The sequence below is a fragment of the Methylobacterium sp. Leaf125 genome (genome assembly GCF_001423085.1).
Lineage (GTDB): Bacteria > Pseudomonadota > Alphaproteobacteria > Rhizobiales > Beijerinckiaceae > Methylobacterium.
This window is the reverse complement of the sequence record NZ_LMNU01000012.1, coordinates 556,251-579,562: the sequence shown is the minus strand read 5'-3', so window position 1 is coordinate 579,562 and position 23,312 is coordinate 556,251. Positions and strand designations below refer to the sequence as shown.

General features: G+C 63.2%; 16 protein-coding genes. 5 read left to right on the top strand and 11 right to left on the bottom strand.

The window, feature by feature from the left end; all coding sequences use genetic code 11:
• Positions 1 to 391: 391 nt before the first annotated feature.
• Together ASF58_RS24995 and ASF58_RS25860 are read left to right on the top strand one after the other, a co-directional pair.
• Entirely contained in the window at positions 392 to 1,264 is an 873-nt protein-coding gene (locus ASF58_RS24995) for a site-specific integrase (protein WP_244477317.1), read from the top strand.
• A gap of 589 nt (positions 1,265 to 1,853) precedes the next feature.
• Positions 1,854 to 4,250, top strand: coding sequence for a hypothetical protein (locus ASF58_RS25860; RefSeq protein WP_156375672.1), 2,397 nt, complete (start codon positions 1,854 to 1,856; stop codon positions 4,248 to 4,250).
• Positions 4,251 to 4,939: 689 nt separating this feature from the next.
• On the opposite strand, the gene ASF58_RS25855 is transcribed toward ASF58_RS25860, so the two are convergent.
• Together ASF58_RS25855 and ASF58_RS13780 are read right to left on the bottom strand one after the other, a co-directional pair.
• Complete coding sequence (locus ASF58_RS25855; protein WP_156375671.1) at positions 4,940 to 5,566, bottom strand: hypothetical protein; 627 nt, start codon at positions 5,564 to 5,566, stop codon at positions 4,940 to 4,942.
• Between the two features lie 33 nt (positions 5,567 to 5,599).
• A complete protein-coding gene (locus ASF58_RS13780) occupies positions 5,600 to 6,211 on the bottom strand; it encodes a recombinase family protein (protein WP_055953020.1) in 612 nt (203 codons plus the stop codon).
• A gap of 1,465 nt (positions 6,212 to 7,676) precedes the next feature.
• Here ASF58_RS13780 and ASF58_RS25850 point away from each other — a divergent pair.
• On the top strand, positions 7,677 to 8,168 hold the full coding sequence (locus tag ASF58_RS25850; RefSeq protein ID WP_156375670.1) for a hypothetical protein: 492 nt from the start codon (positions 7,677 to 7,679) through the stop codon (positions 8,166 to 8,168).
• 277 nt (positions 8,169 to 8,445) lie between these two features.
• On the opposite strand, the gene lpdA is transcribed toward ASF58_RS25850, so the two are convergent.
• The 6 genes from lpdA to ASF58_RS13750 all read right to left on the bottom strand — a co-directional run bounded on the left by lpdA (position 8,446) and on the right by ASF58_RS13750 (position 14,888).
• Positions 8,446 to 9,885 (bottom strand): dihydrolipoyl dehydrogenase, encoded by a 1,440-nt coding sequence (gene lpdA, locus ASF58_RS13775; protein WP_055953017.1) that lies wholly within the window; start codon positions 9,883 to 9,885, stop codon positions 8,446 to 8,448.
• An 86-nt stretch (positions 9,886 to 9,971) separates the two neighbouring features.
• Positions 9,972 to 11,408, bottom strand: a complete 1,437-nt coding sequence (locus ASF58_RS13770) for a pyruvate dehydrogenase complex dihydrolipoamide acetyltransferase (protein ID WP_055953013.1) — start codon at positions 11,406 to 11,408, stop codon at positions 9,972 to 9,974.
• Between the two features lie 46 nt (positions 11,409 to 11,454).
• The gene (locus ASF58_RS13765) at positions 11,455 to 11,736 is read right to left on the bottom strand and encodes a DUF5076 domain-containing protein (RefSeq protein ID WP_055953798.1); all 282 of its coding nucleotides are present in this window, start codon (positions 11,734 to 11,736) and stop codon (positions 11,455 to 11,457) included.
• Positions 11,737 to 11,795: 59 nt separating this feature from the next.
• Entirely contained in the window at positions 11,796 to 13,238 is a 1,443-nt protein-coding gene (locus ASF58_RS13760) for a pyruvate dehydrogenase complex E1 component subunit beta (RefSeq protein WP_055953795.1), read from the bottom strand.
• A 100-nt stretch (positions 13,239 to 13,338) separates the two neighbouring features.
• Entirely contained in the window at positions 13,339 to 14,433 is a 1,095-nt protein-coding gene (gene pdhA / locus ASF58_RS13755; RefSeq protein ID WP_082513052.1) for a pyruvate dehydrogenase (acetyl-transferring) E1 component subunit alpha, read from the bottom strand.
• A gap of 143 nt (positions 14,434 to 14,576) precedes the next feature.
• On the bottom strand, positions 14,577 to 14,888 hold the full coding sequence (locus ASF58_RS13750; protein ID WP_055953008.1) for a septum formation initiator family protein: 312 nt from the start codon (positions 14,886 to 14,888) through the stop codon (positions 14,577 to 14,579).
• An 80-nt stretch (positions 14,889 to 14,968) separates the two neighbouring features.
• On the opposite strand from ASF58_RS13750, the gene ASF58_RS13745 reads away from it, so the two are divergent.
• Both ASF58_RS13745 and mntR read left to right on the top strand, forming a co-directional pair.
• Positions 14,969 to 15,856, top strand: a complete 888-nt coding sequence (locus ASF58_RS13745) for a LysR substrate-binding domain-containing protein (RefSeq protein WP_244477316.1) — start codon at positions 14,969 to 14,971, stop codon at positions 15,854 to 15,856.
• Positions 15,857 to 15,962: 106 nt separating this feature from the next.
• A complete protein-coding gene (gene mntR, locus ASF58_RS13740) occupies positions 15,963 to 16,415 on the top strand; it encodes a manganese-binding transcriptional regulator MntR (protein ID WP_055953004.1) in 453 nt (150 codons plus the stop codon).
• A gap of 28 nt (positions 16,416 to 16,443) precedes the next feature.
• On the opposite strand, the gene ASF58_RS13735 is transcribed toward mntR, so the two are convergent.
• The 3 genes from ASF58_RS13735 to ASF58_RS13725 are packed head-to-tail and all read right to left on the bottom strand — an operon-like array spanning position 16,444 to position 23,158.
• Entirely contained in the window at positions 16,444 to 17,361 is a 918-nt protein-coding gene (locus ASF58_RS13735; protein ID WP_055953001.1) for a transglutaminase family protein, read from the bottom strand.
• The gene (locus ASF58_RS13730) at positions 17,358 to 19,877 is read right to left on the bottom strand and encodes a circularly permuted type 2 ATP-grasp protein (protein ID WP_055952999.1); all 2,520 of its coding nucleotides are present in this window, start codon (positions 19,875 to 19,877) and stop codon (positions 17,358 to 17,360) included. The genes ASF58_RS13735 and ASF58_RS13730 overlap by 4 nt, the downstream gene beginning before the upstream one ends.
• Complete coding sequence (locus ASF58_RS13725; protein WP_055952996.1) at positions 19,874 to 23,158, bottom strand: transglutaminase family protein; 3,285 nt, start codon at positions 23,156 to 23,158, stop codon at positions 19,874 to 19,876. Before ASF58_RS13725 ends, ASF58_RS13730 begins: the two co-directional genes overlap by 4 nt.
• Positions 23,159 to 23,312 lie beyond the last annotated feature (154 nt).

Here is a 23,312-nt window from a genome sequence, read left to right as displayed (position 1 = left end):
GCTGGGGCTGCGGCGCCGGATCAGGTGTGGATCACCTTCCCATACGCATCCAGCACGCTCTCGTGCATCATCTCGCTGAGTGTCGGGTGCGGGAAGACCGTTTACTGAAGGTATCTCGCGACGGGTGATTCTATCATCAGTTCAGAGGGTTAGCATTCTAGGAACGCTTCGATCTTACCCTCAGGAAACCATCGCTGATCGGGCCGGTCACAATCTGGTCACAGCGAGACTCGGAATGGCATCGTTTAGAAAGCGAGACGGTAAGTGGCAGGTCCAAGTCAGACTGCGTGGTTCGGCTCCGGTCTCTCGAACTTTCCTGACAAAGGCCGATGGGCAAATATGGGCGCGGACGATTGAAGCGGAAGCGAACCGTCGAGGGCTTCCAGTCGCATTGAAAGTTCTCGACACCACTACTGTTGGCGACCTTCTGACCCGCTATCGTGATGAGGTCACACCAAAGAAGCGCGGAGCCGTCAGGGAAGGCATGGCGATTCGAGTGCTCTTAAGGCACGCGATAGCCAAGGTGCCACTCAGTGCACTCACAGTGGCAAAGGTGGCCCATCACAGAGACCTACGCTTGTCGTTCGTGAAGCCCTCGACTGTGTGCCGTGAGCTTCGCCTCTATCAGCACGCCTTCAAGGTAGCCAGGAACGTTTGGGGCTTGCCGATCACCGAGAATCCCTTTGCGCTGGTGGAGAAGCCGAGGGTCTCTGACGGTCGCACAAGGCGCTTGGAGTCCGGGGAGTGGGAGACGCTTAGGGAAGCCTGTAGGCGGTCCCGAAACCCCTGCATCCTTTCAATGATCGAGTTCGCTATCGAGACGGCAATGAGGCGCGGAGAGGTCTTGAGACTCCGATGGTGCGATGTGGACACACTGAAGCGGACCCTACACATTCCCAGAGCCAAAAACGGGCACGCACGGACAATTCCCTTAACGAAACGTGCTGCCGAGCTTCTCGACGGACAGCGGCTAGATGATGCCCCAGGTGACGCCTCCGTGTTCCCAACCACTGAAGATGCCGTGAAGATGGCTTGGCGCCGGGTGATGATGAGGGCACCTCTGCCGGACTTTAGGTATCATGATCTGAGACATGAAGCGATAAGTAGATTCTTCGAGATGGGTCTAACGATACCGGAAGTTGCTGTAATCAGTGGGCATCGGGACACTAAGATGCTTATGAGATACACGCACATCCGGCCCGAGGACATTGGCAGGAAGCTCGCTCGGATTGCCGAAGAAGCCGCAAAACCGTTATCGTGTTGAGGATCGGGCACAACCGCGTAACGGTTCTCTGACGGCGTCCACGGTGACGCCGTAAGGGATGCCAGCCGCTATCCGACTTGTCTTGTAAAAGGTTTCCTACGCATCGGGGAATGGCAGTGTTAAGTCCCGCGGTCACATCAGATTGCTGATGAAGGACGGAACCGGCATTATCACCCAGCGGTAGAGCAAATCGTCAGGGCGCCGCGAGCTTGTGCAAGGGCTACATGATTGGCTTTGTCTGTCATACGGAAGCATGTCCGGTGACGAAAGTGGTAACGTTACCCACGTCGTCGTTGGACATGCGCAATTATCTTGACATCTTACCGCTAAGACTGTAGAAGGCTTGGAATGGCGGTCATCAAGTGTGACGTGCGCCGGGGCATTGGGTGTCTATCCCTGCCTATTCGTTGATGCCTCCACATAATCAGACATTCTGACGCGACTACATTAGTAGTTTGTGGGAGCATCGCTATGACCAAATGCGATGCCAAAACTCCTAGAACGAGGAAGCACGCCAAGATTTAGAGTCAACTAATAGATGATCTGCAAATACGTTAAGGGACCTACCGCTAGTGGAAAGACGGAGGTCATGATCGAAGAAGCGGCGCGAAGACTTGCCGAAGGGAGAAAGACCCTCCTTGTCGGCCCTTCGATTGCGGCATTAGAGGAATACAAAGCAAGGGCCGCACCTATTCATCCATGCGTTACTTTTGAGCTTTATCACTCACAGTTTTCGGCAAATGATAGTTCTGGGCCAGTTCGCGTTGACGTGGAACAGGTTCTTGATAACCGTTGTGCGATTGGTGGCCGGATAGCTTGTATCACGCACGCCACGTTTCAGAACCTTGACCCTTCGAAACAATGGCCGGAATGGGATGTGTTCATCGATGAAGCCCTAGATGTTTATCAACCTGTAGAGAAGAACCTTCATGAAAGCCATCGCGTGGTTACGAATGGTTTGAAGGCTATTTCCTCAGGAGCATTCTATTCGACGTTGGAAATTACAGATAGGTCTCTTCTGCGTGGTATTGCGGAAGATCGTAATAAAGACCTTCTTATCGCGGAACTGAAAAGCATAGCTGGTAGGCTCCTAAACGATAATTACACCACTTACACTATCACCTCGGCATACCGGAAGCTGTTGAGTAAGGGTGGAAGGCGCAAGAAGCTTTATGCTTACTCTGTGTTTACCTCTCGGGCCGTCCAGCGTTTCGGAAGTGTAACGGTTTTATCGGCGAGGTTCGATGAGAGCTTGCACTTTCACGTTTGGAAGCGGGAAGGTGTGGAGTGGGTTGAAGATAGGGAATTGATGGGAAGGCTGAACTTCCAGTCTCACCGGGGATACAGCAAGCTCACGATTCATTACGGATACGAACGTAACTTCTCGAAATCTCTGAGAGACAGAAATCCCGATAGTTACGCTTCTCTTGTTCATCGCGCTATCGGAGCTGTGAGCGGTAAGGATTTCATTCGCCTTGAGAACAATGACGTCAAGTTCACAAGTGTTCTGTCTCAGACGCCCGGAGGCAAAACCATTGAAGGCCGCTCAAACGGGCTTAACTGTTATAGGCAGTTTGATAACGCGATCATCATACCGGCATTGAACTACACGTCTCAGGCATCGGATTTTCTTAGTCGGCAATACGGCATCGATAAAGAGATGCAGTCTATTGGGTTTGCCTGCCACTCGATCTATCAGGCAGCGTCCCGCACTTCGATGCGGGATGGTGATCTGTCGATTGAACGAAATTGGGTGGTTCCGACTAAGCGTCAGGCACAATGGTTATCTGATGTAATGGGTGGATCGTCTATCGTTTCGCTCGGGCTCAACGACCAGCCTGAGGCTGGTAAGTCAGGTCGTCCGAAGAGATACGCAGACGGAAATGCGCGGAAGGCGAAGGGTAACAGGGACAAGCGGAACAGAGATCGACAGGCGAATGAGTTCGAAGATCAGATCGCCGATAACGTATTTCAAGACGTGCCTTTCCTTGATGCGAATAGCGACGTCGTTAATTCCATAATAGATAAAAGAGAAATCGTCGCCTTGTTTCGAAGTTCTCTATTCGCGAATCTGTGGGACATGAAACCCCATGGATTAGTGATGAAACCAAATGAGTTCGTCCGATTTCTCAAGCGACAAGCTAAGGCCGAATACGAGAAGAAGCACGACATTCCGCTCATCTCACCCGCGTTCTTTAATCCAACCATCGTTCCTGAGACAAGCAAAGGTAAGAGAAACACGATGTTCGCCTCGGGAATAATGCTCGACCTCGACGGCACCGACATCAAGCCGCTTCAGTTCGCAGACATCTTCCCTGAACTGAAGATCGTTCTCTACAACACTTATAGCAACAGGCCGGGTGACCTTCGTTACCGTGCATACTTCGACACCACAAGACCCACGACGATCAGCGAATACAAGGCGATTATCGATGCGTTGATTGCTCGGATCGAAGATGAGGGATACGTTCAGAGACCAAGGGGAACGGCGAAGCCGCGCGAAAGCGTCATGTTTCACGGCATCGATATGAGCAAGCGCGGTCCCTATTCCCACTTCCACCTTCCATGCCAAGCGAAGGATGACTCAAGGGGTAGTAGCTTCATCAAGGAATTCACCGGCCCTGATCGTTCTCCGCTCGATGTGAATGGATGGATACGAGCACTACCGTTTGTTGAAGAAGAAAATGATCGTGCCCCGCCATCCTATTCGACTTTGTTGCATGACTCATCGACCCTGACTTCCGTTCAAGACGCCGGTATCAGTGACGCGTTGAGCGATTGGTATCGCTACGGTGTCATGCCGGGCAATGGTTGTGATGGGATGCTGGAACTCTACTCCAAGCTCTGTCGGCTACGCATTCCTGATAACGTTTGGACCGATCTTTTGTATCAAGCGGCACGTTCTGCCAGCTCACCGGAAGATCGAAGAAGACAAGTCGCTGACCTTATCGCAACTCGGAAGCGTTACCTTGGTATCGCAGCTTGATGATCCAGTGATATGGCTACTTAAACGCTAATAGTTCTTGACATAGAGATCACTTTCATCTAAGTTGGTCTTAAGATTGTCGTTCGACACGCCACGCGATCTTTTCCCCGTCGATCATCAAGCGCTCCCTCTTCTGAAGTCTAGTAAATGCGCTTCAAGGCGGGTCTCTGAAAAATATCCTTCAAATCCTTCATCTGCCTCACCAGCTCAGGATTTTCTTTGCCTGTGCTGGAAAGCCTTGGCGCGTTTTGGAGGATTCTTTAACAATCAACCATCAATCCAAAGGCAAACATGTTCCAGATTAATCAGGCCGCCGGAAATCTCGATCGTAAACAAGACTTCTCCAAAAGCGATTCTACAGTCGATAAGCTTCACCTTCTCTTCTTGGCGTCGGAGGTATGTTATCGCCGTGTGATCTCATTAGATTGTTCGGCATTACGGCAGATAGACCAGAGGCGCATTCGGATGTTCGAAGACGCCATCGAAACACTATCGTCGAGTGGATCGTGCAACCATTTCCACAATGCTGATGTAGTGAATCAAGCACTGAAGGTGGCGTATGACGTGTTTAGCGCCGACGCGGAAAGGCAAGATGTTAGGTTCTACGATGTGTCATACGGCGTGAATAATGCGGACGGTGATTTTTACCGCCCACAGCATCACTGAGCATGGGTCTGTCGCTGTCAGCTTCAGGCTTCGAAGATGCTCCAATACTCGCCGACGCGGCTCTTTTTCCCGTTCGAGTCGCACCGGCTCACCATTAACGCAGATTGAATAGCGTGTCCGTTCGTCAATGCTATGTGGTTTGGCGTTGTGGGCACACTGTCCTTGCGTGCCCAAGCTGGCCAATCTGAGCAACCTAAACGCGCGGTCTTTGCTGGGGACGTGAGCAATAGGTGCATTTGGACGTGGTCCACAGGAAGGTTTCTGAACCTTTCCGCCTTGCGGCTCATTTGCTTGTTGCTCCACGATGTGTCTAGCTTTGCCTCTACAAGAATTACCGTTTGATCGAAGGCAATCAACAGATCGATATCCTCCTGCGTGCCCTTGATGTAACGAGGATTATTAGGGCGCGGCGATTGATGTTGCGATAAATCGAATGTTGGAGCAGATGAAAGCACCGCGTGAAGCCAATCAAGGTGGTAGTCAAACGCCCACCAAGGCTCCTTCGGAATCTCGATTCCTAGTTCATCCGAAACCCTTCTAAGGAAATCGGGGTCTAGATTGAGGAACGGAGAGCCTAAGGCATCAGAGAGCAACCAGAACCGCTCTTTGCGATTGAACCGCATCAGAGCCTCTACCAACTTGGAAGGCATGTTTCTCACCATGTTGGAGTAGGTTTGCGACCGTTAAGCTGCACGCTTGGCAATCTTGGCAATGGTCGCACGACTGCACCCAACCGCGTCTTCAATCTGAGACCAAGAGAGACCCTTGGCGAGCATGGTGGCGATGCTAGCATTCCGTGCAACGTTCTCGGCCCGCCCCTTATAGCGTCCTTCGGCCTTTGCCTTCGCTTGGCCCTGTGCCTGCCGCCGACGTCTGTCTTCGTAATCTTTTCGAGCTACCGCGGCGAGCATATCAAGCATCATCGAATTGATGGCCTGGAACATCCGTGCCGTGAAATCATCCGCGTGCGTCGTCGCCATGATCCACGAGGTAGGAAGGTCAAGCGCAACGACCCTTATTTGACGGGCAGCAATCTGGGCCTTCAAGCGTTCCCAATCGGACGTGGAGAGGCGAGATAGACGATCCACTTGTTCGCATAGGAGCACGTCCCCTGGCTGTGCGTCTCTAAGAAGGCGGAACAGTTCGGGACGGGCCAGGGATGCTCCGCTTTCGTTCTCAACATACCAAGCGGCGACCTGCAGGCCGTGGTCGTTCGCGAACGCTTCAAGCGACTCTCGCGCACGATGGGCGTCTTGCTCGCTTGTGCTAGCCCTTAGATATCCGCGAACGAACATGCGAACCATCCAGTTCAGTTAGGATGGTTCACATATCGCTGGTTCATTAAGGTTCGTCAAGGTCGCTTAACTGAACCAGCGGGAGCCGGTATGGTATGGGCCTGCTCTCCAAAACCATGACAAGTTTCCTATCAGGATGGCTCCGTTCGCTGCAATGGTTACACACAATCTAACCGTGCCGAATCCCATTGATTGATTGCAATACCCTATCAATTGCTTAAACTCAGACGAAATGCGTGGAATGCGGCAATACCACAGGTTTAGTCGTCTTTCGGCCGAACCTTCCGACGTTTCGCGATAGTATCAGGGTGATTACGTTTCAGTGTAGGTGCTATGCTTACAATAGACATCAATGTCCCTACCATTTCCGAAGATCGAAGGGTCTGGAGAATGTTTCCGGGACAAAGTTATAGGTTCTTGGAAGACTATAGAGATCAAGGTCTCGTTTTCCTTGACCTCCCAGGCTTCCCTTACCCAAGAGGTCCAATATCTGAAGTTGAGGACGTTGCGGCCAGAATTTCCTTGTCTCAACAGGTGAGGCAATACATTCAAGAGAACGGCTCTGAGGATATACCTCAATTGAGACTTGAGCAGTTCGCAAACGCAATCAATTCGCAATCGCGGGGCAGAACTCGTCAGGCGCTAATTAATTTACATGAAGAAGCTACGGAAGGGGATTTGGTTATACTTCCAGAGCCGATCTATATGAGTCAGGTTTTCATCGGTAGATTAGGTAACAGACGCGTAATCAATGCTCGATCTCCGGAAAGGTATGGAGAGGCTATACTGCCTGGACGTCGAATTGAATGGCTGGGAACATATCCCGAGAATACCATATCAACTAAGCTTTCCACATCACTGAGGAACCAGCACGCTTTTACATTAATTGAGCAAAGTCTCTTCACCGAGGTATTCTCCCTCGCGTATGGTTCATTCATATACAGGGATCGGCATGTTTCCACCGTCTACAATGAAGACGAGTTCCTCGACTCAGACTCGGCATTTCTGAGCAACCTCTCGCGTCTTGCTGCCGCTGCTTGCGCATCAATGGATCGTGGCGAAGACGGACTCTCCGTTGACAATCTAGCCAACATCCTACTTTCCGATACTCCCATCGAGTATAGTTGTAACCAAGAGTCAGATATTCATTCTAAGGGTTTCACACGATATATAAGCGGAACAATGGTCTCCATTGTTATATCCGTGCTTGCGAGTAGCTATATTGAATTGTCTAAGCATGATAATTCGAAAGCTATCGCTCAGGAAATAGAGAATTTGGTTCTAATCAACACTTCTCCAAACGCTGATCCTAACTGCACGGCTTGGGTGACTGAAGCGACTAAACGAGTGTTCGACATGCTACCACTGGACAAGTCACTGGCTATCTGCGACGCTGCCCGGTCTTCTCGACGCCGAGGACTTAAGCCGAGTGCGCGGCCCCGGCCACGGGATTTGGACTAAGCTGATGCTGAACTTTCTCGGTAGACACATACAAAGTGCCTTGGCGGTCGCGTTGGTAGGTAGTCTCATTGCTACCGGAACGAGCCTCTACACAGCCTATGTCACTTTCCAGTATCAGTCCGCATCTCAAGATCGTCAGATAATGGTTGATCGTGTCAACAAGTTTGATTCGAGTGGAAGCGAGATAGTCGAAGCTATCAGCACGTTCCTGAAGGCACTCAATGCCCGTCAGGAATTATCGGATTCGAAAGAGAAGTTTAGATCGGTTTTATCGCAGCAAGTTCAAGAAGCCGAGAGTTTGAATACATTCCTCGGCGGCGTTCAAAGAAAGCGAATTACTGATTATCAAAGTGCTGTGATCAACTTCAATAAGCAAGTTCAGAGCTTCTCTAATCAAGACGATATAGGAAATTGGGTAGAGAATGTTGGACGCTTGCTAGATACCCGTCGAAATCTTGTGCGATACATTCAGACCGACCTCAAAAGAAGCGTCTGAAACGTTGTGGAACCATGCGTATCCGGCCGACGCCCAGCCTCGGTTTTCATAGAAGTGGGCTTTTCTCTCTCTCAGCGGAACATAACCGCCATCTAGGAAGCGGGTTATTGAGACGGCCGGTATAAGGCTGGCTTCGGCCGTCTCGGAAGCTTGTCACGCGTCAGTCACAGTGACGGCCGGAAACGACCAACAAACAGCCATTTCAATCATTGCCCGAAGCACCGACTTACGCTAGCGTCGGCACCCCTAAGGCCATGATATGTCGATGTTTTTCTGATCAGGTGTGGATCACCTTCCCGTACGCATCCAGCACGCTCTCGTGCATCATCTCGCTGAGCGTCGGGTGCGGGAAGACCGTGTGCATCAGGTCTTCCTCGGTGGTCTCCAGGTTCATGGCGACGACGTAGCCCTGGATCAGCTCGGTGACTTCGGCGCCGACCATGTGGGCGCCAAGGAGCTGGCCGGTCTTGGCGTCGAACACGGTCTTCACGAGGCCGTCCGGCTCGCCTAGGGCGATGGCCTTGCCGTTGCCCGCGAAGGGGAAGCGGCCGACCTTCACGGCAAAGCCCAGTTCCTTGGCCTTGGCCTCGGTGAGGCCCACGGAGGCGATCTGCGGCTGGCAGTAGGTGCAGCCGGGGATCTTGGCCTTGTCCATGGCGTGGGTGTGCAGGCCCTTGATCGTCTCCACGCAGAGCACGCCCTCGTGCTCGGCCTTGTGGGCGAGCATGGGCGGGCCGGCGACGTCCCCGATGGCGTAGACGCCCGGCACGTTGGTGCGGCCGAGGCCGTCGGTGACCACGATGCCGCGTTCGATGGTGACGCCGAGCTTGTCGAGGCCGATGCCCTCGATGTTGCCGACGACGCCCACCGCGGAGATCAGCTTCTCCGCCGTCAGCTGCTGGGTCTTGCCGTCCCCCGTCTCGATCGTCGCCGTGACGGCGTCGGTCGATTTCTCCACCTTCGTCACCTTGGCGCCGGTGAGGATCTTGATGCCCTGCTTCTCGAAGCGCTTGCGGGCGAGGCCGGCGATCTCAGCATCCTCCACGGGCAGGATCTGCGGCAGGAGCTCGATCACCGTGACCTCGGCGCCCATGGTGCGGTAGAACGAGGCGAACTCGATGCCGATGGCGCCCGAGCCCATGACGAGGAGGCTCTTGGGCATCGTCTCCGGCACCATGGCCTCGTAGTAGGTCCAGATCTGCTTCTTGTCGGGCTCGATGCCCGGGATCGCGCGGGGCCGCGCGCCCGTGGCGACGATGATGTGCTTGGCGGAGTAGGATCCCGCCGCCAGGGCGCCCTTCGGGGCTGGCGCGCGGGCGGTTTCCGTCACGGTCACCTCGCCCGGCCGGTTGCCCTTGGCGGCCGCCGTGATGGTCGCCTCGCCCCAGATCACGTCGACCTTGTTCTTCTTCAGCAGCATGCCGACGCCGCCGTTCAGCCGGGTCGAGACCCCGCGCGAGCGCTTGACGATGGCGGCCGTGTCGAAGCCGACCTTCTCGGCCGACAGGCCGTAATCGGAGGCGTGCTGCATGTAGTGGTAGATCTCGGCCGAGCGCAGCAGCGCCTTGGTGGGGATGCAGCCCCAGTTCAGGCAGATGCCACCGAGATGTTCGCGGTCCACCACGGCGGTCTTGAAGCCGAGCTGCGCCGCCCGGATCGCCGCCACATAGCCCCCGGGGCCGGCGCCGATGATGAGGATGTCATAGGTGTCGGCCATGTGAGGGCTCCTGCTGCCCTCCCGGATCTGGGGAGGGGCCGGGTGTGGGGACTTGCCGGGCTCGGGAACGGGTCAACGCGCTCCGGTCAGACCAGCATCCCCATGGGGTTCTCGATCAGCGCCTTGAAGGCCGAGATCAGCTCGGCGCCCAGCGCCCCGTCGAGGACGCGGTGGTCGCAGGACAGGGTGGTGGTCATCACCTGAGCGACGGCCGGAGCGCCGTCGCGCACCACGATGCGCTTCTCGCCGGCGCCCACGGCGAGGATCGAGGATTGGGGCGGGTTGATCACCGCCGTGAAGTGCTTGATGCCGAACATGCCGAGGTTCGAGACCGACGTGACGCCCCCCTGGTATTCCTCGGGCTTCAACTTCTTGGCCCGCGCCCGCGCGGCGAAGTCCTTCATCTCGTTGGAGATGGTGGAGAGCGTCTTCTGGTCGGCCCGGCGGATCACGGGCGTGTACAGGCCACCGTCGATGGCCACCGCCACGCCGACCTCGGCGTTGTCGAAGCGCAGGATCCGATCCTCGGCCCAGACGGCATTGGCCGTCGGCACCCGCATCAGGGCGAGGCCCATCGCCTTGATGACGAAGTCGTTCACGGAGAGCTTGAACAGCGGCTTGCCGTCCTTGGTCGTGCCCGCGCTCTTGTTGAGCTGCTCACGCAGGGCCATCAGCGCGTCGAGTTCGCAATCCACCGTGAGGTAGAAGTGCGGTGCCACCTGCATCGCCTCGGTCAGGCGCTTGGCGATGGTCTTGCGCATGCCGTCGAGGGGCACCTCCTCGAAGGTCCCCTTCGGATAGAAGCCGCGCACCTGGTCCGCGGTGAGGCCGGCGGGTGCCGCCGCCTTGGCCGGAGTCGGTGCGGCCTGGGCGGGCGCCGCCTGCGGGGCCTCGGCGGGCTTCGCCGCAGGGGCTGAGGCAGCCTTGCCGGTGCCGTCTGCCAGCGCCGCGCGGACATCGCGCTCGATCACCCGGCCGCGGGGACCGGAGCCCGTCACCGCCGCGAGATCGACTCCCTCCTGCTTGGCGATGCGGCGGGCCAGCGGCGAGGCGAAGACGCGTCCGCCCTCGGCCGAGGGCGCGGCGCCGGTGCTCGCGCTCGCACGCGTGCCTTCCGCGGGCGTCGCACCGTCGGGCGCCTCGTTGACGCGGGCGTAGGACATCGTTCCGCCGCCGGGCGTGGCATTCTCGGCGGCTGCCGCGGGCTTGGCCTCGGCCTGAGGCGCTTCCGCCTTCGGCGCCGCACCGCCGCCGGGGGCCTGGACGCTGGCCGGGTCCTCGCCGTCCGCCGCGATGATGGCGATGAGGTCGTTCACCGGCACGTCGGCGGTGCCCTCGGCCACCAGGATCTTGGCGAGCACGCCCTCGTCGATGGCCTCGACCTCCATGGTCGCCTTGTCGGTCTCGATTTCGGCGAGCACGTCGCCGGATTTCACCGCGTCCCCCTCCTTCTTCAGCCACTTGGCGAGGTTGCCCTTCTCCATCGTGGGCGACAGGGCGGGCATCAGGACGTTGATCGGCATGGGGAAAAATCCTGATCGTCAGCGGGCGGTATCGGGGGAGCGGCGGTCAGTTCAGAATCGGCGCGTCGGGGTCGAGGCTCTCGGCTTCGAAGCCGGCGCGGATGCGCGCGAAGGCGTCTTCCTCCGACATCTCGGTCTCCAGCGCGTAGACCCGCGCCGCCTGGCGGGCGAGGTCGGCGAGGAGGCGGCCCCAGGTGGCCGCGTCGTCGAAGGAGCGCCGCAGGGCGATGCTCACGGCCCCGTCGACGACGCTGGCGCGAAGGACCTCGATGCCACCGTTCTCGATGGCATCCGGTGGGGCGGACAGTTCTTCGAATTTGTCGGTCATCATCTCGTCTCCGATCTCTCCCCGGGCCGGGAAGAGTGGGAGGTGAACGCGCGCGGCCCTCAGCGGTAGCAGACCGCCTTCACGGCCTCGATCACCTCGGCGACGTTGGGAAGCGCCAGCTTCTCGAGATTGGCGGCGTAGGGCATCGGCACGTCCTTCCCGGTGACGCGCAGGACGGGGGCGTCGAGGTAGTCGAAGGCATCGACCATCAGGCGGGCCGAGATCTCGGCGCCGATGCCCGATTGCGGGAAGCCTTCCTCCACGGTGACGCAACGGCCGGTCTTCTTCACCGATTCCACCACCGTGTCGGTGTCCATCGGGCGCAAAGTCCGGAGATCGATCACCTCGGCCTCGATGCCCTCCTCGGCCAGCGCCTGCGCTGCCTTCAGGGCGTAGGTCATGCCGATGGAGAACGACACGATGGTCACGTCGGTGCCGGGGCGGTGGATCCGTGCCTTGCCGATGGGCAGCACGAAGTCGTCGAGCTTCGGCACCGGGAAGGTCTGGCCGTAGAGGATCTCGTTCTCGAGGAAGATGATCGGGTTGGGGTCGCGGATGGCCGCCTTGAGCAGGCCCTTGGCATCCGATGCGGTGTAGGGCGCGATGACCTTCAGGCCGGGCACGTTGGAGTACCAGGCCGAGTAGTCGTGGCTGTGCTGGGCACCGACGCGGGCGGCCGCGCCGTTGGGACCGCGGAACACGATCGGGCAGCCGAGCTGGCCGCCGGACATGTAGAGGGTCTTGGCCGCCGAGTTGATGATGTGGTCGATCGCCTGCATGGCGAAGTTGAAGGTCATGAACTCGACGATGGGGCGCAGGCCCGTGAAGGCGGCGCCGACGCCGATGCCGGCGAAGCCGTGCTCGGTGATCGGGGTGTCGACCACCCGGCGGGCGCCGAACTCCTGCAGCAGCCCTTGCGTGATCTTGTAGGCCCCCTGGTATTCGGCGACCTCCTCACCCATCACGAAGACGGCGTCGTCCTTGCGCATCTCCTCGGCCATGGCATCGCGCAGGGCTTCCCGGACGGTCGTGGAGACCATCTCGGTGCCCTCGGGGAATTCCGCCATCACGGGCGCGGGCGCCTTGTTGGTGATGGTCGCGGGGGCGGCCGGGGCCTTCGGGGCGTCGTCGCCGGTCTTGGCGCTGGGGGCCGGCGTGTCGGCCTGGCCTTCGGCTTGCATGTCGGGCGCCGGAGCGGGCTGAGCGGAAGCCTCGGGCTTCGGAGCGCCGCCACCTGCGGAGGCGGCCGAAACGTCCTCGCCCTCGGCGGCGATGATGGCGATCGGCGTGTTGACCTTCACGCCCTCGGTGCCCTCCTCGACGAGGATCTTCGCGAGCACGCCCTCGTCGATGGCCTCGACCTCCATGGTCGCCTTGTCGGTCTCGATCTCGGCCAGCAAGTCGCCGGATTTGACCGGATCACCCGCCTTCTTCAGCCACTTCGAGAGCTTGCCCTCTTCCATGGTCGGGGAGAGGGCGGGCATCAGGATGTCGGTCGCCATGAAATACTCGTCGATCGAGGATGAGGCGGTCAGCCCTTCGAAGGCAGGGACGCGGCCGCGGGCGCGGCGTGCGGCCCCCGTCTCCGGCACAGGAGAGGGGTCAGGCGCGGGCTTCCAGCAGGATATCGGTCCACAGCTCGGCGGGATCCGGCTCCGGATCGTGCGTCGCGAACTCGGCGGATTCGTTCACGGTCTCGCGCACCTTGGCGTCTGTGGCCTTGAGCTCGGCCTCGGGCACCCCGTGCATCTCGATCAGGCGCTTGCGCACCATCTCGATCGGATCGTGCTCCTCGCGCATCTTCGAGACCTCGTCCTTCGTCCGGTACTTGGCCGGATCGGACATCGAGTGGCCGCGGTAGCGGTAGGTCTGCATCTCGAGGATGTAGGGGCCCTCGCCCGAGCGGGCGTGCTCGATCGCCCGGGTCGCGGCCTCCCGCACGGTGCGGACGTCCATGCCGTCCACCTGCTCGCCGGGAATGCCGAAGGAGATGCCCCGTTTGGAGAAGTCGGTCTGCGCGGAGGCGCGGGCTACCGAGGTGCCCATGGCGTAGCGATTGTTCTCGATCACGTAGACCACGGGCAGCTTCCACAGCTGCGCCATGTTGAAGCTCTCGTAGACCTGGCCCTGGTTGGCCGCGCCGTCACCCATGTAAGTCAGGCTGACATTGCCGTTCTTCTTGTAGGCGTCGGCGAAGGCCAGGCCGGTGCCGAGGCTGACCTGGGCGCCGACGATGCCGTGCCCGCCGAAGAACTGCTTCTCGCGGGAGAACATGTGCATTGAGCCGCCCTTGCCGCGGCTGTAGCCGCCGCGGCGACCGGTGAGCTCGGCCATCACGCCCTTCGGATCCATGCCGCAGGCGAGCATGTGGCCGTGGTCGCGGTAACCGGTGATCACCTGGTCGCCGTCGACCGAGGCCATCTGCATGCCGATGACGACGGCTTCCTGGCCGATATAGAGGTGGCAGAAGCCGCCGATCAGGCCCATGCCGTAGAGCTGGCCGGCCTTCTCCTCGAAGCGCCGGATCAGCAGCATCTCGTGATAGGCGTGGAGGTCTTCCTCACGGGTGAACTGCGGCGCGTTCGGGGCCGGCGCGTGGGTCGCGGCCGCGCCCGTGGGCATCGCCCCCCCGGATCGCTGAGCCTCCGCCCGGCTTGTGTCGGAGGCGGCTTGGCCTGCATCCTTCGCGGCATCCATCGGCAACTCCCCGGGACCATCTGTTCACCCGGGGTTCTAGGGCACGCCCTGAGTGAAAGCGAGGCCGCCGACCCGACAGAAGCGGGAAGTTGTCAGCGACGAAGCGCCTGCGCAGGCGAAAGGTTTCGCGGTTCCGCGACCGCTCAGGGATCGATGATCACCACGTCGTTGGCGTGGACACGGCCGAGCATGACGCGGGCGCGCTCCTCCAGCAGATCGCGATCGATCTGGTCGCTGCGCAGGAGGGCCACCCGGTGTTCCCAGATCGCCCGGTCCGCCTTGGCGGCGTTGAGCTCCTGGTTGAGCGCCCGGGCCTGGACCTTCAGGGCGCGCTTGGCCTCGAGGCCGCGGTTGCCGCTCTCGGCCTGATGCACGAAGAAGCCCACGACGAGGCCCGACACGGCGTAGAGGCCGAGGGGCATCAGAACAGCACGGACGCGACGACGGACCACCATGCGGGCACGATGCGCGCACAGGGTTAAGGAAGTCCTGACGCTCCGACGAGGATCACCATGCGGAGGGAGCCGCACAGCCGATGATGCGCTTCGATCTGGTCGATCTCTCGCTGTTCCGGCACGTGGTGGAGGCGGGCTCGATCACCCACGGCGCGGCGCGCGCCAACCTCGCCCTCGCCGCCGCCTCCGTGCGCATCCGCGCCATGGAGGAAACCCTCGGGGCCGCCCTGCTGACGCGGGGGCGCCAGGGCGTCGTGCCGACGCCCGCGGGGCGGTCGCTCCTCGCCCATGCCCGTGGGCTCCTCGACCGGATCGAGCGGATGCAGGAGGACCTCGCCGCCTTCTCGGGCGGTACGGTCGGGCAGATCCGCCTCGTCTCGAACACCAATGCCCTCACCGAATTCCTGCCCGAGGTCCTGAGTGCCTTCCTGGCCCGCCAGACCGGCGTCAGCGTCGACATCGAGGAGCGGACCTCGGACGAGATCGTCGGGCTGGTGGCCGAAGGCTCGGCCGATCTCGGCATCGTCGCCGGCACCGTCGATACCGGCGCCCTGGAGACCTATCCGTTCCGGCAGGACCGCTTCGTCATGGTGGCGGCCACCGGGCACCCCCTGGCGGCGCGGGCCTCCGTCGCCTTCGCGGAGGTGATCGAGCATCCCCTGGTCGGCCTGGACCGGACCAGCGCCCTCACCCGCTTCCTCGCCGACAAGGCCGCGCGCACAGGCCGGCCGCCGATGCGCCTCCGCGTGCAATTGCGCAGCTTCGACGCGATCTGCCGGCTGGTCGCCTGCAATGTCGGGCTCGGCATCGTGCCCGAGACCACCGCGGCCCGGGCCGCCCGCACCATGGCCCTCGCGATCGTGCCCCTGGAGGATGCCTGGGCCCTCCGCGACCTCACGATCTGCCTGCGCTCGCTGGCCGATCTGCCCCGGTTCACGCGGGATTTTGTGGCCCACCTGCGCGGTTGAGGCGGCTTTCGGACCCCGGGGGCTCCCATCCGGGGCGCGGCTTCGGTACAAACCGGCTTGGGCCCCCATTCGGGGGCACCATCGTTCGGGGGAGTTCGCCGGCCACATGCAGGATTCGACGTCCTCCGCGCCCGACACCTCCCTGGTCGATCCCGACGTCCACGTGGAGAGCTTCCGGCAGGCCCGCGAGGCCCGCCGGCTGGAACTCGTGGAGGATTACGTGGAGCTCATCGCCGACCTGATCGGCGATGGCGGCGAGGCGCGGCAAGTGGATATCGCCGCGCGCCTCGGCGTGGCCCAGCCGACGGTCGCTAAAATGCTCAAGCGCCTCGCCGAGGACGGCCTCGTGCAGCAGCGTCCCTATCGGGGCGTTTTCCTCACGGAAGCCGGGCAGGCCCTGGCCGTGCAGAGCCGCGAGCGCCACCGGATCGTCGAGCAGTTCCTCTGCGCGCTCGGGGTGAGCCCCGAGATCGCCCGCCGCGACGCCGAGGGCATCGAGCATCACGTCAGCGCCGAGACCCTGGAAGCCTTCCGCCTGTTCACGGCCCGATCCGCCTAGGACCGCGTTCGAAATCCGGTGCGACCGGTCAGGCCGGGGTGGCCTGGAGCGGGGCCGCAGGCTCGGGCATCGGCTCGCCGTCCGGCACCACGTCCACCTCGACCTTGAGCTTCTGCGGGCCCGAGGAAGACACGATGCCGTCGATGGGGGAGACGTCGGTGTAGTCGCGGCCGCGGGCCACGACGATGTGATCGTCGCACATGCCGATGCCGTTGGTGGGATCCAGGCCGATCCAGCCGTCCCCGCACCAGACCGAGACCCAGGCATGGCTCGCATCGGCGCCGCGCAGGCGCGGGCGCCCGACGGGCGGGATCGTCCGGAGGTAGCCGCTGACATAGGCGGCCGGCAGGCCGAGGCCGCGCAGGGCCGCGATCATGATGTGGGTGAAGTCCTGGCAGACGCCGGCCCGGAGCGCGAAGGCCTCGGCGAGGGGCGTGTGCACGGTGGTGGCCTTGGCGTCGAAGGTGAAGTCCGCCCGGATGCGCTGCATCAGGTCGAAGGCACCGCCAAAGGCGCTCCGGCCCGGGGGAAAGCTCGCCCGGGCATAATCCGTCACCTCCGGCACCAGCGGCACCCGCAGGCTCGGAAACTGGAAGTGAACCGGCCGCTCCGGACTGAGGCCGCGCCCGTTCACCGCCTCGTCGCGCACCTGCTCCCAAGGGGGGCCGGATTCCGGCGCCGGTAGCGGATCGCGCTCGACCCGGACCCGCGACAGGGCCTCGACCCGCAACTCGGTGTGGGGCGCGTCGATCGTGACCGCAGTGGCGTCGAGGCCGAAATAGTCGCGCCGGACGATGCGGGTCCGCGGATCGGGCGTGATCGTGAGGCTGCTCTCCAACACCGTCTGACCCTCCCCGTCGCGCGGGCGCAGGCGCAGGGTGCAGCGGGCGAAGCGCACGGGGCGGGCATAGCGGTAGGTGGTGAGGTGGCGCAGCGTATAGATCACGCGAGCCCCACGAGCTTTTCCGGCCGCAGGGCATGCGGCCCGTTGGGGAAGTAGCGGGTGGCCACGGCGTCGGCCAGGCCCTCGACCTCGTTCTCCAGGCGCATCAGCGCGGCGCCGTCGAACTCCGCCGCCTCGCCGGTGGCGAACTCGGCCGCGAGCCTGGCGGCGATGCGCTGGTGCGGCTCGGGCAATCCGTCTGCACGCAGAACGGGAAGCTGGCCGAGATGCCGGGTGATCGCCTCCAGCTGGAAGGCGACCGAGCGTGGATTGAACGGATCGAGCAGCACCATGTCGCGCACGGGGTCGAGGGCCACCCCCTGAAGATAGCGCGCGCCGAACGAGACGTGCGAATCGCACAGGGACAGCATCACGCCGAGGTCCTCGGCGGTGGCACCGTCCCCGGCGAAGCGGGTGGCGAAGGTCAGGGTGTTGATGGCGCGCTCGATCCGGCGACCGAGATCGACGAAGTGCCAGCCGGTGGTGCGGTTCATGTTCTCCTGGGCGAGACCCGAAAGCGCCGCGATGTGGCTGAGGGCGCGCTCGGCGAGGCCAAGGAGGTGCGCCTCCGGCAGGGCCCGCCCGGCCTCGATCTCCAGGACCTCCTTCAGGTCCGCGAGCGCCCGCCAGGCCTCGCCGGAGAGACGCTCGCGCAGGGTCGCGGCATTGATCCGCGCGGACAGGCTGTGGCGCAGGGCCGAGCCGTAAGTCTCTTGGCCGCCGAGGGCCTGCTGGGCCAGGGCGGCGGTGGGCAGGTCGGGCGCCGCGATCGCCCCCCACTCGTCGAGGAGCGCCCGGATCCGCAGCGCGGTGGGCGCCTTCGCGTCGCCCGCCCGGTCGGCGATCACCCCGGACCCGACATTGCCGAGATGCGCCAGGACGAGACGGATCACCGCCTCGGCCCGCTCGACGTAGCGCCCGAACCAGAACAGGTTGTCGGCGGCCCGCGACGGCAGGTGACCGGCGATCCGGCGCACCCGCGCCGGCCCGGTCTGGATCAGGGAGACCGCCTCCACCGGATCGCGCGACAGGATCCAGACATCGGCCGACTTGATGCCGGCGCGCATCTCCAGAGGCTCGACGTCGGGCCGCTCCGAGATGCGGCAGAAGCCGCCCGGCATCACGCGCCAGCCCTCCGGCGTCGCTGCCGCGAAGACCCGCAGCACGAAGGGACGCGGCACCAGGCGCAGGGAGCCGCCGGTGGATTCCCAGCCCGGCATGGTGGCGAGGGGCATCGTCTCCTGGGCGACGTAGTCGAAGGGCCGGTCGCGCAGGGCCGCACCGAGGCGATCACGCGCGGCATCGAGAGCGTGCGGGGCCAGGATCGCGTCGCGCACAGCCCCTTTCGGCGGCGTCGCCACCGGGCGCAGGCTCAGGCCGTCGAGGCTGTCGCGGATCCCGGCCAGGGCCTGCGGATCGCCGCACCACCAGGTCTTCGGCCCGTCGAGTTTGAGGCTACGCCCGAGGAAGTGCCGCGCGATGCCGGGCAGGTAGGCCGCTAGCGCGCCGGATTCGAGGATGCCGGAGCCCGGCATGTTGCCGACCACGAGGTTGCCGTTGCGCAGGGCTTCCACCAGACCCGGGACGCCGAGGCGCGAGGCCGGGTTGAGCTCCAGGGGGTCGAGGTAATCGGAGTCGATGCGCCGCCAGAGCACGTCCGCCCGCTTGAGGCCGGAGACCGTGCGGATGTGCAGGGCCCCGTCCTGCATCACGAGGTCGTCGCCCTCCACCAGGAGCAGCCCGAGGTAGCGGGCGAGCGCGGCCTGCTCGACGTAGGTCGAGCTGAAGACGCCCGAGGTCAGCAGGCAGATGCGCGGATCGCTGCGCTGCGCACCCACCGCGAGACCATCGCGAAAAGCCTGGAAGAACGAGGCCAGCCGCTCGACCTGCAGGTCGGCGTGAAGGTCCGGGAAGGCGCGGGTGAGGACGAGCCGGTTTTCCAGGGCGTAGCCGGGCCCGGAGGGCGATTGCGTCCGGTCGGCCAGCACCCGCCAGCGCCCGTCGGGTCCGCGGGTCACGTCGGCGGCATAGAGCTTGAGGAAGCGGCCGCCGGGCGGCGTGACGCCGACCAGGGGACGCATGAATTCCGGGCTGCCCGCCACCACCGCGGCCGGCAGCAGGCCTTCGGCCACGAGGCGCTCCGGCCCGTAGAGGTCGGCGAGGATCGTCTCCATGAGTTCGGCACGCTCGACGATGCCGGCGCTCAGTGTCTCCCAGTCCGCCTGCTCCAAGACGAGCGGGAGCGAGCCCAGCGGCCAGGCATGCTCGCGCTTGTCGCCGTAGATCCGGTAGGAGATTCCGGTGTCGCGGATGCGCCGGACCGCCGAGATGAAGCGGGCGCCGATCTCGACCTCGTCCATGCCGCCGAGCTGGTCGAGGAACCGCGGCCAGGCTCCCTTCGGGCGTCCGTCCGCGTCCATCAGCTCGTCGGGAACGCCCTGGTGCGGCCGGTATGCGGAGGTCCAGCGCGCGAGGCGCTCGGCCCGTCCCTGACTCTCCGCTGCGGCCGCTGCGCTCATGGGGACGTGAAGCCCGGGGGTGCGGGAGTCCGGAGATCGAGCGTCATCGGGAACTCGCGGTTGGTTTCCTCGGGTGGCATCGCGATCTTGCCCGGCGTGTGGCCGTGGGCCTGGAAGCGCGCGAGGCGACGCCCCTCCGCCTCGTAGGTGTTCACCGGGAAGGTCTCGTAGTTGCGTCCGCCCGGGTGGCTGACATGGTAGCGGCAGCCGCCCAGCGACCGGCCGCTCCAGGCGTCGAGGATATCGAGGGTGAGCGGCGAGTTCGCCGGAATCGTCGGGTGCATCGACGAGGCCGGCTGCCAGGCCTTGAAGCGCAGGCCCGCCACCGCCTCGCCGGCGGTCCCGGTGCCGGTCATGGGCAGGCGCCGGCCGTTGCAGGCGATGATGTGCCGGCCGGGCACGTAGCCCTCGACCTTCACCTGCAGCCGCTCCACCGACGAGTCCACGTACCGCACCGTTCCCCCGATCGCGCCCTCCTCGCCCAGCACGTGCCAGGGTTCGAGGGCCTGGCGGAGCTCCAGCTTCACGCCGCCCTGCTCCACCGTCCCGAAGACCGGGAAGCGGAACTCGCGCTGCGCCACGAAGGCCGCCGGGTCGAAGTCGTAGCCGGCTGCCCGAAGGTCTTCCAGCACGCCGAGGAAGTCGGCCCACAGGAAGTGGGGCAGCATGAATCGATCGTGCAGGCCCGTGCCCCAGCGGACACAGCCGCCCTCCTGCGGTTCGCGCCAGAGCCAGGCGACGATCGCCCGCAGCAGCAGTTGCTGCGCCAGGCTCATGCGCGGATCCGGCGGCATCTCGAACGAACGAAACTCGAGGAGCCCGAGGCGGCCGGTCGGTCCGTCCGGCGAATAGAGCTTGTCGATGCAGATCTCGGAGCGATGGGTGTTGCCCGTGACGTCCACGAGGATGTTGCGGAAGATGCGGTCCACGAGCCAGCGCGGGATGTTGGGCTCCTCAGGCCTGGGCACCTGCGCCATCGCGATCTCGAGCTCGTAGAGTCCGTCGTGGCGCGCCTCGTCCATGCGCGGCGCCTGGCTCGTCGGGCCGATATAGAGGCCGGAGAACAGGTAGGACATCGCCGGGTGGCGCTGCCAGTACAGCACCAGGCTTTTCAGGAGGTCGGGCCGCCGCAGGAACGGCGAGTCGTCGGGGGTCGCACCGCCCAGCACCACGTGGTTGCCGCCGCCGGTACCGGTGTGGCGACCGTCGGTCATGAACTTCTGCGCGCCGAGGCGGATCTGCCGGGCATCCTCGTAGAGGTCCGTCGTGATCCGCACGGCGTCGCGCCAGCCCGCGGCGGGATGCACGTTGACCTCGATCACGCCGGGATCGGGCGTGACCTTGATGACGTTGAGGCGCGGATCGAAGGGCGGCTCGTAGCCTTCGATGTGGAGCGGCTGCTTCAGCTCGGCGGCCGTCGCCTCGAGATGACCCAGGAGCTCCAGGTACTCGTCCACCCGCTGCAGCGGCGGCATGAAGACGTGCAGGATGCCGTCGCGCGGCTCCACCGCGAAGGCGGTGCGCACGGCGACGCCCATCACGCCGGAGCCGTTGACGGTCTTGGTGCCGGGATGACCCTCGGGGAGCGGATCGCGGGCCTCCAGCGTGTCCTGCGGCTGGTAGTAGGGGTAGTGCTCCGGCGGCACGAACGGCAGCGAGGACAGGGGCAGGCGGTAGCCCACGGGCGAGTCGCCCGGCGTCAGGAAGGCGTGGCCGCGGCGGAACTCCCAGGGCTCCGAGATCCAGAGCCGGTCGGAATCGCTCTCCTTGCCGGTGGGCAGGCTCGCCAGCGGCAAGGCGTAGCCCGCGGCCTCGCCGAGACCACGCGCGAAGACCCGCGCCATGCGGGCATTGGTTTCCGGGTTCGGATAGTGCGGCTCCGCCGTCGTGACGTTGGGGGGCAGCTCGTCGCGCTTGTCGGACCAATAGACCGGGTCTTCGAAGGCCGGGAAGACGTAGGCCCCGAGGCCCAGGCGCTTGGCGACGCCGTCGATGAGGGCCTTGGCCCTGTGGATGTTGGCGTCGCGCGGGCCGTCCTCGGGGGCGATCAGGCCGGCATCCTTCCAGACCGGAACGCCGTCCCGGCGCCAGTACAGGGCGAAGGCCCAGCGCGGCAGGCTCTCGCCGGGATACCACTTGCCCTGGCCGTAATGCAGCATGCCGCCGGCGGCGAAGCGATCCCGCAGGCGGCGGATCAGCTTGTCGGCGAGGCCGCGCTTGGTCGGGCCGACGGCAGCGGCATTCCACTCGGGCGATTCGAAGTCGTCGATGGAGACGAAGGTCGGCTCTCCGCCCATGGTCAAGCGCACATCCTGCTCGGCGAGGTCGGCGTCGATGCGGTCGCCGAGGGCGTCCATCGCCGACCAGACCTCTTCGGAGAACGGCTTGGTGATGCGGGGCGCCTCGGCCACGCGGGTCACCGTCATCTCGAAGCCGAACTCGACGCCCGCCGGCTCGGCCAGGCCGGAGATCGGCGCCGCGGAGCCGTAGTGCGGGGTTGCTGCCAGCGGGATGTGGCCCTCGCCGCAGAGGAGGCCGGAGGTGGCGTCGAGGCCGATCCAGCCGGCGCCGGGCAGATAGACCTCGGCCCAGGCGTGGAGGTCGGTGAAATCCGTGGTGGTGCCGGCCGGCCCGTCAACCGCGGTGGTGTCGGGGATGAGCTGGATCAGGTAGCCGGAGACGAAGCGGGCCGCCATGCCGAGGCGGCGCAGGATCTGCACCATCAGCCAGGCCGAGTCGCGGCAGGAGCCGCTCTTCAGGGTCAGGGTCTCGGCGGCGGTCTGGACGCCGGGCTCCATGCGGACGCCGTAGGTGATCGCCTGCGCCACCTGGGCGTTCAGGGCGACGAGGAACAGAACCGTGTTCTGCTCGGCCGGCAGGTGCTCCAGGAAGGCGTCCACCTCCGGCGCCATGGCGTCGTCGAGGACGAGGTAGGGCTTGAGCTCGGCCGTGAGGTCGTCCGCGTAGGTGAAGCCGCGGGTCTGGGCATAATCCTCGACGAAGAAGTCGAACGGATTGATCACCGACATGTCGGCGGTGAGGTCGACCTCGATCTTCAGCTCGGTGGTCTTCTCCGGAAAGACCAGCCGGGCGAGCCAGTTGCCGTTCGGATCCTGCTGCCAGTTGATGAAGTGGTTCTCGGGCAGAACCTTCAGCGAATAGGCCGGGACGGCGGTCCGCGTATGCGGTGCCGGGCGCAGGCGGATGACCTGAGGCCCCAGCGTGATCGGCCGATCGTAGGTGTAGTGGGTGACGTGGTGCAGGGCGGCTTTGATCGACACGGGGGCTCCCGCTGTGACTGGACAGGGCGCCGGGCGGGCAAATCGGCACGCGCCGGCGGCGGAGGGACGGGGCACCACCCTGCGGTGCTCCGGAGAAAGCTTCACCAGAGACATACGCCAACGGAGACCCGCAAGCGATGCCCTTGCGCGCGGG

Bases quoted from the DNA above. Each gene is read 5' to 3' on its own strand.
- ASF58_RS25860 (WP_156375672.1), top strand. From the start codon at position 1,854: ATGATCGAAGAAGCGGCGCGAAGACTTGCCGAAGGGAGAAAGACCCTC.
- ASF58_RS25855 (WP_156375671.1), bottom strand. From the start codon at position 5,566: ATGCCTTCCAAGTTGGTAGAGGCTCTGATGCGGTTCAATCGCAAAGAG.
- ASF58_RS13780 (WP_055953020.1), bottom strand. From the start codon at position 6,211: ATGTTCGTTCGCGGATATCTAAGGGCTAGCACAAGCGAGCAAGACGCC.
- ASF58_RS25850 (WP_156375670.1), top strand. From the start codon at position 7,677: ATGCTGAACTTTCTCGGTAGACACATACAAAGTGCCTTGGCGGTCGCG.
- lpdA (WP_055953017.1), bottom strand. From the start codon at position 9,885: ATGGCCGACACCTATGACATCCTCATCATCGGCGCCGGCCCCGGGGGC.
- ASF58_RS13770 (WP_055953013.1), bottom strand. From the start codon at position 11,408: ATGCCGATCAACGTCCTGATGCCCGCCCTGTCGCCCACGATGGAGAAG.
- ASF58_RS13765 (WP_055953798.1), bottom strand. From the start codon at position 11,736: ATGACCGACAAATTCGAAGAACTGTCCGCCCCACCGGATGCCATCGAG.
- ASF58_RS13760 (WP_055953795.1), bottom strand. From the start codon at position 13,238: ATGGCGACCGACATCCTGATGCCCGCCCTCTCCCCGACCATGGAAGAG.
- pdhA (WP_082513052.1), bottom strand. From the start codon at position 14,433: ATGGATGCCGCGAAGGATGCAGGCCAAGCCGCCTCCGACACAAGCCGG.
- ASF58_RS13750 (WP_055953008.1), bottom strand. From the start codon at position 14,888: ATGGTGGTCCGTCGTCGCGTCCGTGCTGTTCTGATGCCCCTCGGCCTC.
- ASF58_RS13745 (WP_244477316.1), top strand. From the start codon at position 14,969: ATGATGCGCTTCGATCTGGTCGATCTCTCGCTGTTCCGGCACGTGGTG.
- mntR (WP_055953004.1), top strand. From the start codon at position 15,963: ATGCAGGATTCGACGTCCTCCGCGCCCGACACCTCCCTGGTCGATCCC.
- ASF58_RS13730 (WP_055952999.1), bottom strand. From the start codon at position 19,877: ATGAGCGCAGCGGCCGCAGCGGAGAGTCAGGGACGGGCCGAGCGCCTC.